The organism is Chitinophaga sancti (assembly GCF_034424315.1).
Lineage (GTDB): Bacteria > Bacteroidota > Bacteroidia > Chitinophagales > Chitinophagaceae > Chitinophaga > Chitinophaga sancti.
In genome coordinates, this window is sequence record NZ_CP139972.1 from 4,376,535 (window position 1) to 4,391,313 (window position 14,779).

A 14,779-nucleotide genomic window follows, 5' to 3' on the forward strand; every position below is an offset into this window, starting at 1 on the left:
TTATTCTGATAAAATATTTATCAGCTTTTATGATATCTGCCTGATCGTTCATAACGTTTGCGGAATCTCACTTCTACTCCTTCCAATATTAGTAAAAGATCCTTCTTTTCTAACACCATCATCTTAGTTTCAATGTTGTATATAGGTGTACCAAAAGTACCTCTTGACAATCTTTTATAAAATATGCCGAAGCCGTCTCCATCCCAGCCAAGAATCTTAACCTGCGTGCGACGGTGATTGAAAAACGCATAGAGGGTACCATACTGAAAAGGGTCTTCTTTTATCTCATTTACAACAATACCAGACAGGCCGTTAAAACTTAAGCGCATATCCGTGTTGCTGTTCCATAATACCAGGCGATAACCAGTTAGTGATAACATATTACAACAGGGCTTTTAGATATGAAGGTTCAACGCGCTGATAAAAAACAATACCGCGATATTCTGCAAAGATAGTTCCCGACACAGGCTCTTGTTGGACCGGAGAGAGGTCTACATCAATAAACCCTACGGGAGCATTTGTTTCTACAAGTTGATTCCCATAGCGTTTGCGCCAATTATAAAAAGTACCTGCCGATATCTGAAAGGCAGCGGTAAACTCCTTCACACTTATATTACCAGCCTGAGTGAACTGTTCAAGAGCTGAGATGATCTCTTGTTCACTGAAATGATGACCGGTTACGGAAGATTTTTTTCGTTTCATATTTGCTATTCTTACGAACGCAAAGTTAGAAGCTAATCAGTTGCATTGGGGGATGCTCCGCGTCGTATGCTTACGACTAATATAAGATCAATAAACAAATGAAATTAGGAGAAAAAAATCAGCGAGTTATGTTCAGGATAGGTGAAATTAATCAAAATGCAAAAAAACTAATTACAAACACAGAACAACAGGCTATGGATTATGTATAGTTTTCTTCAAGACCAGACAAAGTGAGGATATCGGATTCACTTCTATATTTTTTGTTGTAAAAAAACAGTTTATATTTTAAGAATATTTTGGATTGAGAGTATAAACTTGTTTGATGAAGGGCAATTCTATTGGAAAAATTGAAATTGTAATCTCAATGTATGTTTCCAGGAAGTTAAAATTTTAATATTGTAAATCTCTAACTTCCATAATTAATAAACCGAGAAGAATTAGCCTTAACCTTGAAATACGTCTGGGTTAAAATAACTTGATGGCCAGAGCAATACATTAATTATAACTGATCTTATCAGTTGATCTTGTAAAAAACGATATTGAAAAAACTTCCATAAAAAATATAAAATATTCATATCTAATAACTATCGGTCCTGAGAACACCCCAAAGAAAAAATTAAGTATCCAAACGGCAAATATTAGGTAAATAAGGGTTTGAATTTTATAATTAAATTCTCTATTCTTCTTTAGTATAATAAAACTTACTGAGGTTAAAATAAACAAGATATGAGAAATGCTAAATAACAATGAGAAAAGATAAAACTGACTAATAATATTATCACCGGGTAACGAATCTGCACTATTTTTTTTATATTTTATAAATTTCCCAATGATAGTTAAATCTTCACTAGTTGAAGGATTATAAGCGCTAAATTTTTTATTATCAAAAATTTCACAATTAGGTGACCAGTATTTAATAAAATTGGGGAAAACTACAAAATTCACGAATTCAATAGGATGACTTTTTATCAGGTAATAACCGTATCTTTTATATAGTGGAGACAAAACTGCAAACTTTTTAAAATCGACGGGAGCACCATATTTAGAATATAAATATTGTTTTAATGGAGAATAAAAAGAAAAGATGAAGAAGATTCCTCCTTCTGTTTCTTCTTTTAATTTTTTTTGATGAGAATAGTAATAGTTATTAACGAAATAATTTAATTGTGTAAACTCTTGGGGAATAGTTTCTTTCTTTTCTTGGAAAAAAATGTTTTGGTACATATAAAGTGCATCATTTGCAACCTTCCAACTACTCATAGGTGAAAATAAACTCACTCCAGCTACTTTCCTTGTCTCCATACGAGTGTATTCAACAAAAATAAACAATAAAAAATATTGAATAAATAAACTTAATAATTTCCACTTTACTTTAAATGGACTTAAGATGATTGCCAGTGTGCTAATAATAGGGAAAAATAGAGAATTGTACCTAAGTGAAAACAATATTAATAAAAGAATTGATTGAATAATTGTTATCCATTTGGAGCAACCGTAGATAATTCTTAATAATTGGACAAACCAAATTAAACTTAAACCGGTAAATAAAATATCAGATAAGATAAAATTTGATGTAACTATAAATAACGGATTTAAACATGTAATTGCAAACAATATATAGCTTAGTGGTTTACCTAATCCCAAAACCTGCCTTAGTGTTATAAAAAAATATAAAAATGAAAATTGGGAAAAGAAAAATTGAACGGATACTATTAAGTAAGGTGATTTTGAAATTGCACCCATCATTAATATAAATTTTGAATACCCAATTGGCCTGAAACTTACATTAATATCTTTGCTTGCATCTCTTAAGTATTGATAAGAATCATAGGCAAAAAAAGGATTAGGGAAATAATATTTAAAAATCAACCAAATAATTAAAGAACTAACTACCCCAAGAATAAGGAAATCCTTATTTTTTTTAATGGACAAATAAAAATCCTGATCTAATTTTTCTCTTACAGAATAATTCACCATTGGTTATGTGGGTTTATTTGGTAGAACGTAAGTAATGGAATAATTCAGTTACCGAATTTGGAGTAAGAGAATTTAGAGCTATATCATATATTTTTAACTCTGTTTAAAGATATTACAGTTTGTTACATATTATGGTAGAAGCTTTGTACGGAAGTAGGTGTTACATATATTTTCGTCATCCCCAAAGCCCCCAACAGCAGGAACAAAACAAGCTTTATTAATAAACAAAAATATGAGTCGAAAGAAACAAATTCTTGCTCGTAGAAAGTCGGTTGTTGCACTTTCTTCTCAGGTCAATATTTATTGATAAGGTATAGTCTCAAATTGACATTGAGATCCATCCTAAATTATGATTGATATTCTTACAAAATAGCATCCTGGTTATAGAAGCTAAAGAAATTATTATTTATTCAAATCTGATCAAACCAGGTCTATATTTTTCAATAAACTATCTTAATAAGACAAGTTTTATTATCTCAATCCTAAATATTCTCAAAACATTAATAGGCATATTTACAATGAAAAAGCATTAAAATATTAATTAAATTCTTTAATTCAGGATTCAATATTTATTATTTCTCTTTTGCAATCAAAAATATTCTATCGCGATAAAGTTTACATACGTTCGTCGTAGGTTCGGTTAGCGAATCTCATTTCATGTAGATTCTAATAACTTAAATTTAGCTTTTTCATAAAATATTTAATACCATGAAAAAAGTAAATATTATTCTTAGCCTTATTGCCTTAATAAGCTTTATTGGCGGAGCATTAGCTTTTAAAACCCAACACAGATTTAATGGTGCGCTCCGGTGTTACACTACTGTTGGTACCATGATTGGTGGTATTACTGTATTTGCTGCAATACCACCAAGTGTAAGATATTCACCAACGAATCCAACGGGCACATTATTCTGTAGCATTCCTGGCCCGAATGTTACTTATAAACCCGTAAAAGTCTCATTAGCTCAATAATTAATACCATTCTTTAATTAAAACATATTACTAAATCATTTCTCTAATTACAAAATTTATATTGAGTGATCCTGAGCTATAAATATAAATCGCTGGTTAAACTACATTTTTCAAATTACCCTCTTTCTGCTTAACTCAAATTATTCATGGAAAATGTAACCGAGGTATGAGTGTGTTGTCGGATTGTTTTGTAAAATACTTCTATATAGATATAAAATCGTACTACGAGCATCATTGAAATTAGCAAAGACTCCTGCAAAATAGATCAATTCACTTTTAAGGCAGAAAAGCAGCTTTCTGCTACAAAATTATACCGGCAATTACCTTTCCGTTCATACGATAAAAGTCACCAAATTTTCGGCTTTGGTTCAGTTAGTCAGTTTCATTTCAAACAGATATTAATAACATAAATTTAGCTTTTTCATAAAAAGCATTTAATTTCATGAAAAAGACAAATATTATTCTTAGTGCGATTTCTTTATTAAGCGCTATCGGAGGATTACTGGCATTTAAAGCCCAACAAAGATTTAATGGTGTTCTCTTTTGTTATACTACTATTGGTAGGCTCAGTGCTCAAGGCGATCCCTTTTACGATGCAGTACTAACTACAAGGTATACATTAATAGATCCAGTGAAAACATTATTTTGTACCATTCCTGCAGCAAATACTAATTATAGGCCAATGAAAGTCAAACCATTATTATAACTAAAATCAGTTTTTAGTTATATTATAAAAAATACACAAAAATAAGCTCTCGCTCCCAACAGATGATGCGGTAATAACGTCTATATATAGCATTCTGAGAGGCTTCAAAAAAATGGACCATACCCATTAAAAACTGGGGAATGATCCTTAATCAGTTCTTGACTATCTTTGGTGATAGAGTAAGAAAATAAATTATACTATAACTTCGACTTTATTATTTACACACTTAGTGAAATAGTTCTATTAGCTATTAAAGCTCAACATAGATTTAATGGTGTCTTCTTTTGCTTATACTACTGTTGGACCCTTGGTCCTAGTGGTGATCCTATTTAGGGTCTGCTGAATAAGTTCCCGATCTGTTATTTTTCATTTTTACACCGAATCGATTTACCCTTCTTAATGTCTCAGATACCGGGATATAAATTGTGTATCGGATCTATTCCCCATTGTGGTCAAATAGCCCTCCTTTACCAGCCAGTAATAGATCTGCAGTACTGACAACAAAGAACCTGCTGCCAGTTTAAGCAGATTCATAACAAAGTATATAGACATCACCCAACTCTCAGCTGTATCCTTGAGGCGGGCCTTGATTTTGCCCAGTCCATATGCATTTTTCCCCTGTCCAAACTTCCCTTCGATCGCATTTCGTTCCGGCATCTCCTTTTGCAATAATCGCTTTTGCTCCTTACTATTTGATGAGGGCCGACCCAATGGCTTGCCCACATAACGGATCCCTTTTCCACTCATGAATCGTCTGTTTTCACGTGTGCCGAACAACTGATCTCCCAATACACGCTCTGGATAGCACCCAAACAAGCGTTTATATGTTTCAAGGCTTTCGGTCAACAATGAACCTTCATTGTAATTATCCCAGCTCAGTTTTTCTATATGGGTGTAGCCATCTTTCAACATCACCAGTTGTTTGCTGCCAAACTCAGTTGATACACGGTCTTTACCTCTCGGTATTGGACGTACATGCGGTTGATAGATACTTACAATCCGATCCGATATTTTATGCTCTCTATTCTTATACATCTCTGCCTGCTGACGATACATTTCCTGGATCACCCGTATTAACCTCCAGTCTTTCATTTTCAGCACCCCCTTGAAATTAGCTTCTGATTCTATCAGCCAGTTGATGTACTTTAAATCTCGTTTAACATATTGTAATTGCTGTCGGATACCTCTGCGTATATCTCGTTTGCTTTTGTTCTTTTTTTTGGCAATGTTCAAATATTGCTTCCTCGCTATTCTCCGATACATGCGCGGCATCACCAGTTCTGCTACCTGACATCCCCGCTCTATCATCCTTTCCAATTGACGGCGACCCTCATTTAATAATTTGATATCTGTTGGATATTCGATCTGTTGCTCTGACACTGTCGCATCTAACATGACTGTTCCTGATAGCCCATCAGATGACTTTCCTTTTACGCTCTCTGTATGCTCATTCAAGACATTGTTATTACTCTTTCCACCATTCCCATCCTGATCATCCTCACTGCGGGTATCCGCTGTTTTCTCTTCATTCGCTTTGATTAGTCCGGCTTCCTGCAAAATAATCTCATTCAATCTGGACATCACATCTATGCCTAATCTTTTTCTAATACTGACCATCAATGATGCATCAAAGGGAGCCTCCTGTTGAAAACTGCTTAAGCCTACAAAATATTGCAGATATATATTTTCCGTGATCTGCTCTACTACCTCCCGATCATCTATGTTAAGTATATGTTTGATGATCACTGCACCTATTACCATCCGGGCACTCAATGTTGGAGCACCGAAATCTGCCCGCATTTTTTTATAATACACGTCCGCCAGTTTGTCCCACGGAATCTTTGCAGCTAGTATAACCCATCGGTTTGTAGTGGATAATTGCTGCGAAAAAGGAGTTGAAAATCCTTCTAAGGTTAACTGTTTTGCAGGAGTGTAACGTATCATTGCTGCATGATTTTGAAGATGAATCTTTCAATATACAAACACTTCTACAGCAAAAAACAAGCCACATCATATTGATTAACAATGTTTTATTACTATATCAGCAGACCCTATTTACTCAGCAATACTAAATGCAAGTTATACGGTAACAGGCGCGGCAGGTACATTATTCTGCTCAGTTCCAAGTCCAAATATTACTTATAAACCATTGAGAGTCGGATTAGCAAAATAAATAATAATTTCCTTTAGTTAAAACATATAAATATATCATTCCTTCTTTTTACATCTCTTAACGTGAGATCAATCGATACTATTTCACTAACCATGTCAATAACTAAATCCTGGCGGTAAAAATTTGAGTCAGTTATTGACATAGTTAGCGTTTTAAAAAACATGTCTCCCTTCAAAAACGTGCCTTATCTAAAACAATGAACGAATACTCTAATTATTTTTGCCTGATCTAATGCATTATGAAACATCTTCTTCTCCTCAACTTTAATACCATTTTGGCCTGGGCAAGCTCATTTTGGTATTTATAGCTTGCATATTGAACTCCGCGGTCTGAATGATGAATTAACCCGGAACCTGGTTTTCGTAAGCGAATTGCCATACGTAATGCAGCAATAACGAGATCATTTCTCATCGTGATATCCATAGACCTACCAACAATTTTCTGGAAAACAGATCAATCATGACTGCTAAGTAAAGCTAGCCTCCATTAGTTTGGATATAGCTGATGTCCGTTGCCCATTTTTGATTTATTTTTTCCAATTTAAAATTACGATTGAGGATATTATCAGCCACGGGAAGATCGTGATCAGATTGCGTCGTCACAGCGTACTTTCTTTTTTGAATCCCTGCCAATCCCTGTTGCTGCATGATTTTGATTATATAAGACCGGCTACAACGCACGGATTCAGCTTTCAAGGCTTGATAAATACGTGGGCTACCATAAGTCTTTTTTGAACCAAAATAGGTAGTTCGGATTAGGGCTGTCAATTTCCGCTTATGGCACTCCCGCTTTCCGGAATGACCTTTCTTCCAACTGTAGTAGGCACTTATACTACAATCCAGTACCCGACACAATGTTCTTACGCTATATTGCTCCGACAAATGCATGATCACAGAGTATCTCTCCCGGAGCGATCTAGAAAGATACTGGCGGCTTTTTTTAATATCTCGACCTCTTCTTTCAGCTTGGCATTTTCTTTTTGAAACCGCATCATTTCCTGGTCAGCTGGGTTTCCCTTTCCGGGGAAAGCCTTTTCTATATGTTGTTCCTGCTGTCTTTTCCAGACATAAAGTATATTTGGATGAACTCCAAGATCCTGAGCAACTTGAGTGATATTGGAGTTAGCTGCTAAACGAAGAGCTACCTCCTTAAATTCCTTACTATAAGTTTTTCTCTTTGACATATTTACTAAATTAAGATTTTTATATCTTAACATAGTGTCCGTCAAACCAGGACATGATCAGTATAAGTCAATCTGAAATTTATTGACGATTCTTTTGTAAAACAGCGAATATATTATCAACGAATAAATTACTATTTACCAGAATTTGACAAAATTAAATAAATACACTCCTAATTAATTATTCCTATTAAACAAATATTGATTTTTAAATCCTAAATATTATCACAACATAGATGAATACATTTACAATGAAAAATTGTCAAAATTATTTTGACGTATTCATTTAGGAAATGAATATTTCTCCTTTTTTATAATTAGATTTTTTTAGATAAAATTTAAATAATATCCTTTGCAATTTAATTAACTGGTTTATTTCAAACAGCAATTAATAACTTAAATTAATTTATTCAAAAAATTTATTACCATGAAAAAAGCAAATATTATTTTCAGTACGATTAGTTTATTAAGCGTTATTGGAGGTGCATTAGCATTTAAGTCTCAACACAGATTTAATGGTGTCCTCTTATGTTATACTACTTTGGGTGACGGAAATAAATACGCTGCAATAGTTGCTACCAGATACACATTTAGTAACCCAACGGGTACACTATTTTGCACCATTCCTGGACCAGCTGTTACTTATCGTTTATCAAAAGTTGCTGTAGCCTTTTAACTAAATTACTTATTAATAAAGTCTGTTTTTCCCGACTAAATTAAACAATAAAAATTATTAAAAAAAGCGGCATATTGTCTTTCTCAATCTCTCGGGGAAGGATTCTATGTGATCGCCGGAATACAAAAGAAGAAATTTCTGTGTGACTACGAATACTAACTATTATTTGCTAGCTACTGATAATTATTTAATCGAAATTCAAGGCAAAAAAGCCAATAAAAAATGGTAGTCTGACATAGCCTGAATCTGAAAAAGCGAAGGTTGACATTATTCGGCAGTGATAGTAAATCTATTTTCAAAAAAGGTAGTTGGATGATCAAGGGATAAAAACATATAGGCTAACTTGGTTATTACGGCATTAACAAATGGTAATCCTCTAGAAAGCCTAAACTTGGAATTGCAACAATAAAATGGACACTTAGTTAAGTGGTGAGATATTGTTTGCTTATTTTTTTTCTAAATTCTTCTGGATTCATATATCCCAGCGCAGAATGAAGCCTTTTTCGATTGTACCAAATTTCTATGTACTCAAATACAGCTAATGCTGCCTGCGCCTTGTCTATGAATTTATTTTGATAAATGCGCTCCGCCTTAAGTGTTTAAAAAAAGCGCTCATTGACTGCATTATCCCAACAATCCCCTTTTCGACTCATACTCCTGTACACAAGTGGATTCGCGTCCAGAATCTGCTTAAAATCTAATGCTTGATAAAATCAGAATGAGCAGGATAAATTATAATTTAGCTATAACAAATTAGAAATTTGGATATTAAAAGGCATAGTCAAATTACTTGCTGTTGATACATATTTCAGAAATAGAACTTCATAGTTCCAATTCTGAAAGAGGGTCTATAAATTTTGCCAAAGATGACGGCTGATGCCAATCTTTGTTATTTATTTAATGGGGGAAATTCTCCGAGGCAAGAAAAACTAATAATGAAGATTAGCTTATTGTCACAATATTGATAAAATTAGAATCAAAATTTTGACGTAGATGATGAAGAGGTTATTTACGATGGCATTGTTTGGCCGGACATTCCTGAACAATAGGGTTGAATAGTAAATATTCAACTAAAAATAACTGATAAATATATGAATATTTTTGTGTAGGGATACCAAACTCTAACCCACGCTAATATTAAACTACTATCAGTTTCGATTCCAAATCGAATTGCTATCCGTAATACCAAACAATTTGCCGGATTAAAAGAATACCAAGCAAAAGCAAGAAAGTATTCTTTCATTTTAATATGGACTCTACCACCATCTGCCTGGCTAGGGCTTTTTTGGGGTTAAAAATTACCCGCGAATAAGGAATAGACATTTTTATGAGAAATATCAAAAAGGCTTAGTATAGCCTGTATTTAATAGATCGGATTTTCTCAAACTTTTCACTGGATATGAATTCTAATAAATATGTAATCTCCATCGAAAACGCTTGGATATAAGAAACCTGGCAGAAAAGGAAGTAGGACGAAATGAGTATCAGATACGAAGCTCTCAAAACTAGTATAAGAATATGGCGATGGTTAAATTAGGCCAGCTATTCATGAACACTCAGAAACTTCTTTGCTATGAAGAAGAGGTTGAGGGTAACAACTTAAGATATCACTCTATTGATAACATCTATTCTCAAATTGACATTGAGATCAACCTGATATATATTGAACGACATTATTGCGAAATGGCCACCACATTATAAAAAATGAAAAATTACTATTTATCAGAATCTGATAAAATTAAGTAAATAATTATTAACAAAACAGGCATATCCAAATAATAATCATACTAAATAATTTAGACTTATCTGGTAATCATAATACCCCTATAATTAAAAAAGAGAAAACATTGCTCATTTGAACCGGAAACAATACATGCCGCATTTGAATTGGGGATGCAAACACATTAAAGCAAAAATTAATTATCCAGAAAAAAGTTATAAACATCACCACCCTGTTCAAATTAGAAGGATTGTTTCTCCATTTAAAAATAAAGTAATATAAAACAGACAATAGAAAAATTATATAAACAACGCATGCCCATAGAGGGTACAACCTGATAATACCTTCAAAAATATATGGATCTTTCACTCTTGTTGTTAGCATGACCGATTTATATTTAAACCATTGAGCAATAAGCTCCGGCACATTGATAGCGCCGCCATTATAACTATCAATCATTTCCATTGGTGGTATAAACCATTTCTTTACATTAGGCCAAATGACATATTCAATAAATTGTACCGGATAGTGGAGAATAAGCCAGGCCCCGTATTCAGCATAAAGAGGCCCCACGACGGCTCCTGTTTTTAGATCAGACTCGCCTTCTTTCAGAGTAGTCTGTTGCAGGCAATAAATCCATAAAGGAGATTCCTGCATAAACATGTAATCATATGTAGCCTTTCCATTGTCTATTCTATTATTAGAATCTTTGTTTGCATAATAAAAATAGTTTCTTACCATAGCATCCAGCTTATCAAATTTATTCGGAACTTTTACCCGAGATTCAACAGGTACATGCCTATATGCATATAATCCGTTATTGGCCATTTGCCACCCTGAAAAAACAGAAAACTGTCTCTTCCCACTAATCTCAAAATACTTCTCGCGGTTATAGATCACAAAACTTAGCATGAGAGAAGAAAATAAGAAAACTCCTACGATCTTTAACCTTAATTGTTCTTTTGATTGAAAAAAAGCAAATAAACTAATGAAAGGATAAAACAAAGCATTAAAACGTACCGTCAATAAAAAAAACAAAATAATTGCATGCCAAAATATAACCGTCTTAGTTGGCCTATATATAATCCAGATTAATAGGTTAATCCAAATCACACTTAAAGACAAAAAAAGATTATCACTGGAAACTGTATTTGCAATAACAAAAAGCAAGGGGTTAAAAAGCGTCATAATTATTAAAAGTCGCTTCAAATATTTATGTGGATTAAAAAAATAAAATAACGTATATAACAGAGATATTGCAGCACCCTGCACCAGGAAATACTGGAAAACAACCAGGCATGTGTCTGAAACTGTTAATGCGCTAAAGAATCTCAGAAACATAGGGTATCCAATAGGATAGTTAGCAATTTGAGCATTATCGAAGGCTTCTTTTATATAGCAATATGAATCTCCAATTAAAAAATTAGCATAGGGATATAAATATTTATAAATTATTAACTGTAAAACAATAACAATTACCGAAATTATCAGATAGAATCTATTTTCCGGAAATTTCAATATATAATCCTTTAAGGACGTTGATGCCGGGAAATTGTTATCAATGAGAGGATTAGACATACCAAGAGACGTTAGATAATACATTAATGCAGCCACGTCTATATCATAGTTATAGATTTAAATGACTGTATGAACTACTATTATCAATTTACAACCTCGATCAATATTAAACTTTGGATACATGGATTTTCCTAACTTCCCTTTACCTACAAACCAATTAGCGTTATATATTGAAAAGTAGCAATTTTATAATAAGGAAGGGAGTACAAGCAGTATTTAGTTATTTACACATGTGGTATGAATAAAAGCAGGCCTCATTTCAGAGACCTGCCCTATATAAAACGACGAACGAATACCTTAATTTTTCTTTGCCTGATCTAATGCATTTTGGAACATACTTTTTTCATCACCTTTAATATAATCACCATACTTATTCAGGTATGCAGTAGCTGCAGGCACATACATCGCCCAGTCTTTTGCATTCAATGCGACAACTGTCTTCATTCTCAAAAACATTTCATCTCCAGGGGCACCATGTTCCTTCATCACGGATTCTATCTCCTTCCAATCTTTATGTTGCTTCATCATCGGCTCCATCACACCTTTATAGACCATGTTCATCATATTCACCTGGTACTGCCTTTCTCCTAATACCTTCTTAAACTGCTCCGAATGTTGACTCATAATAATATAGCCCGCATCTTTTGAGCTCCTGGCAAATTGTCCTACAATTCTAATATCATCCTCCGTCAATGGACCACTCAAGCCAGCGATATAAGCATTCCCCGCCATATCAGCTCCTGGCAGGTCACCAACCTGCTTCGCTGTCATAGCCAACTTCAGGAGGAAGTCATGATCTCTCTTCCCATTTATATACACTTCCAACATCCTTGAATACAATTCTGCAGGCTCCGTTAAATCAGCATTTTGCGCTACTACAGTGGGAATAGTACCTATAGAAGGATTAAGGGGGGCATGAATCTTTCTCAGTTTATCAAAGGGAATCTTCACTACTTCTCTATCATAGGTCATCAATCCGTTTTGCTCTCCTTCTACATCAAAAGGCTGTGTATAAATAGAAGCACTTAAGCCATCCTGATGAAGCAATCTCAGGTGTTGAGCCATGATTGCAAACTTACTCTCCAAAGCTGCTGGCTTTTCCTGTATATAGCCCCAGGCATTTATGGGATTCCATTGATGATCAGGGATAAATACGCCAATACCACCAAACTCTCCTACTACTCTTACCATTTCATTTTGTGCCGGCGCATTCATTGGATTAGGATAGGAGTGAACATCTACGATATCACTTGCTACCCAATTATCTTTTCCTGACTTAATCTCATCTCCATTAATAAAAATATATTCACCTGTATGCCCATTTACCAAGCGGCCTGGATCTGTTTGTTTCACCCATTTCGTAAGTCTCTCCTGATCATAACTGCCCCACTGCTCATTAAATAGCACCCAGGTCACAATACTTGGGGCATTATGTAACTGCTCCAGAATCTCCTTACTTTCTTTCTCAAACTCAGGCTTTGCGCCTTCCGGCAAACTCTGATTAGGATTTACAAAATCCTGCCAAACCAGCATACCAATCTTATCTGCATGATAATACCATCGGGCTGGATCTATTTGTATATGTTTATGAATTGTATTAAAACCCATTGCCTTGATAGCCTCAATATCGAATTTCAGTGCCTCATCCGTAGGAGCTGTATACAAACCATCTGGCCAAAAACCCTGATCCAAGGTTCCCAGGTTAAAGTAAGGTTTGTTGTTTAGGAAGATCCTTGTCACCCCCTTCTCATCCTTGCCCAGAGAAATCTTCCTCATTCCAAAATAACTCTTCACTTCATCCCCCTTCATCTTAACCACCAAATCATACAAAAAGGGATTTTCTGGCGACCACAACTTCGCATCTTTCACAGGTATTGAGAATACTATCCCTGCCTTTCCTTTCACTTTGCCCACAACATTTCCTCTATCGAGCGCAGTGACCTCCACTGCATTTCCTGCAGGAGCATTTACCTTTACTTCCAGCACCCCTTTGTCAATATCCGGTGTCAGAACCAATCCTTCAATATAAGTCTTCGGCACTGACTCTAGCCATACCGTCTGCCAAATGCCAGAAGAGGATGTATAATAAATACTGGCAGGATGCAGGACTTGCTTACCATGAGGTCCAATACCTTCATCTGTTGGATCATATACTTTTACAACCAAAACATTATCCCCCGTCTTAAGTACATTTGTAATATCCAGCGTAAAAGCCTCATACCCTCCACTATGGCGACCTACTTCTTTCCCATTTACAAATATAGTCGCCTGAAAATCTACAGCACCAAAATGTAGTAATACTTTCTCACCTTCCGGTTTTGCAATCGTTTTCCTATACCAGAGTAATTGGTCTGGCTGCAATGATTTCTTCACACCAGACAATGCTGATTCTATCGGATAAGGCACCAGGATCTTACCTTCCCAGGTATCAGGTATGCTTCCATTCTTAGGTGTAATAGCATACTCCCAGAGACCATTCAGGTTCTGCCATTTGTCTCTTACCATCTGCGGGCGGGGGTATTCCTTTAATGCATTGTTGGGTGATACTTCTTTTGCCCATCGGGTCTGAATGGTTACCGGTTGCATTTTGTATACATCCTGCGCCTCTGCATGGAAGATGAAGAGGGAACTAAAAGCCACAATTGAAAATAAGCTTTTCATAAACTGCTTGTCAAGTTTGGGATCTTAAATAATTTAGTAAATAAATATATCGGGTTGGCAATTCACATTTAATGTTACCAAGCCAGTATTATTAATTATATAGTTGCAAAAAGAGGGAAATTCTAACATTCTGGAAGAATACTCATTTTTTATATTACGCTTTGCTCACTATCGCAATAAGAAAGAAAATATTTTAGCCCCAGCCCTGTGATCCATTAAAAGCATACAGATCCCCCAAATGCTCAACGTAAAAAGGAGCGGTAACACTTTGGTGTTGCTGTCTCCTTTTCCTTCTTTATAAGAAGTCTATCTTTTTATTATTGAACATACCACGATCTTTATTATACAAGCCAAAAGCAACTTGCAAAATTTCAACAACAATGAGCCAGGTAAATAGTTGATAACATTGAGGTTAACGATGTTCTATCCGAATT

At 34.7% G+C, this 14,779-nt stretch carries 12 protein-coding genes and 1 pseudogene; 3 read left to right on the forward strand and 10 right to left on the reverse strand.

What is annotated here, in order from left to right:
• Positions 1-20: 20 nt before the first annotated feature.
• From tnpB to U0033_RS16745, 3 genes are all read right to left on the reverse strand, one after another.
• Positions 21-380, reverse strand: a complete 360-nt coding sequence (gene tnpB, locus U0033_RS16735) for an IS66 family insertion sequence element accessory protein TnpB (RefSeq protein ID WP_322518480.1) — start codon at positions 378-380, stop codon at positions 21-23.
• A 1-nt stretch (position 381) separates the two neighbouring features.
• Positions 382-702: an IS66 family insertion sequence element accessory protein TnpA gene (gene tnpA, locus U0033_RS16740; RefSeq protein WP_072366475.1), complete on the reverse strand. Its 321-nt coding sequence runs from the start codon at positions 700-702 to the stop codon at positions 382-384.
• A 495-nt stretch (positions 703-1,197) separates the two neighbouring features.
• Positions 1,198-2,679, reverse strand: a complete 1,482-nt coding sequence (locus U0033_RS16745; RefSeq protein ID WP_072366766.1) for a hypothetical protein — start codon at positions 2,677-2,679, stop codon at positions 1,198-1,200.
• A gap of 708 nt (positions 2,680-3,387) precedes the next feature.
• On the opposite strand from U0033_RS16745, the gene U0033_RS16750 reads away from it, so the two are divergent.
• Positions 3,388-3,651 (forward strand): hypothetical protein, encoded by a 264-nt coding sequence (locus tag U0033_RS16750; RefSeq protein ID WP_072366764.1) that lies wholly within the window; start codon positions 3,388-3,390, stop codon positions 3,649-3,651.
• A gap of 442 nt (positions 3,652-4,093) precedes the next feature.
• A complete protein-coding gene (locus U0033_RS16755) occupies positions 4,094-4,357 on the forward strand; it encodes a hypothetical protein (protein WP_072366762.1) in 264 nt (87 codons plus the stop codon).
• A 396-nt stretch (positions 4,358-4,753) separates the two neighbouring features.
• Here U0033_RS16755 and U0033_RS16760 read toward each other — a convergent pair whose 3' ends face one another.
• The 4 genes from U0033_RS16760 to U0033_RS16770 all read right to left on the reverse strand — a co-directional run bounded on the left by U0033_RS16760 (position 4,754) and on the right by U0033_RS16770 (position 7,713).
• Positions 4,754-6,301, reverse strand: coding sequence for an IS5 family transposase (locus tag U0033_RS16760; RefSeq protein ID WP_322518427.1), 1,548 nt, complete (start codon positions 6,299-6,301; stop codon positions 4,754-4,756).
• Between the two features lie 457 nt (positions 6,302-6,758).
• Positions 6,759-6,953, reverse strand: a complete 195-nt coding sequence (locus U0033_RS33325; protein ID WP_407654207.1) for a hypothetical protein — start codon at positions 6,951-6,953, stop codon at positions 6,759-6,761.
• A gap of 53 nt (positions 6,954-7,006) precedes the next feature.
• On the reverse strand, positions 7,007-7,417 hold the full coding sequence (locus U0033_RS16765; protein ID WP_072366647.1) for an IS3 family transposase: 411 nt from the start codon (positions 7,415-7,417) through the stop codon (positions 7,007-7,009).
• A gap of 2 nt (positions 7,418-7,419) precedes the next feature.
• Positions 7,420-7,713 (reverse strand): transposase, encoded by a 294-nt coding sequence (locus U0033_RS16770; RefSeq protein WP_072366658.1) that lies wholly within the window; start codon positions 7,711-7,713, stop codon positions 7,420-7,422.
• A 424-nt stretch (positions 7,714-8,137) separates the two neighbouring features.
• Between U0033_RS16770 and U0033_RS16775 the strand changes: the two genes are divergently transcribed.
• Positions 8,138-8,386 carry a hypothetical protein gene (locus U0033_RS16775; protein ID WP_143151011.1) on the forward strand — a complete coding sequence of 83 codons (249 nt, stop codon included), beginning with the start codon at positions 8,138-8,140 and terminating at the stop codon, positions 8,384-8,386.
• A gap of 422 nt (positions 8,387-8,808) precedes the next feature.
• Here the strand turns inward: U0033_RS16775 and U0033_RS33330 are convergent.
• The 3 genes and pseudogenes from U0033_RS33330 to U0033_RS16785 all read right to left on the reverse strand — a co-directional run.
• Positions 8,809-9,042: pseudogene (locus U0033_RS33330) on the reverse strand (IS3 family transposase); the annotation flags it as partial.
• Positions 9,043-10,199: 1,157 nt separating this feature from the next.
• The gene (locus tag U0033_RS16780; protein WP_143151012.1) at positions 10,200-11,684 is read right to left on the reverse strand and encodes a hypothetical protein; all 1,485 of its coding nucleotides are present in this window, start codon (positions 11,682-11,684) and stop codon (positions 10,200-10,202) included.
• A 297-nt stretch (positions 11,685-11,981) separates the two neighbouring features.
• The gene (locus tag U0033_RS16785; RefSeq protein ID WP_326980833.1) at positions 11,982-14,345 is read right to left on the reverse strand and encodes a glycoside hydrolase family 2 protein; all 2,364 of its coding nucleotides are present in this window, start codon (positions 14,343-14,345) and stop codon (positions 11,982-11,984) included.
• Positions 14,346-14,779: the final 434 nt, after the last annotated feature.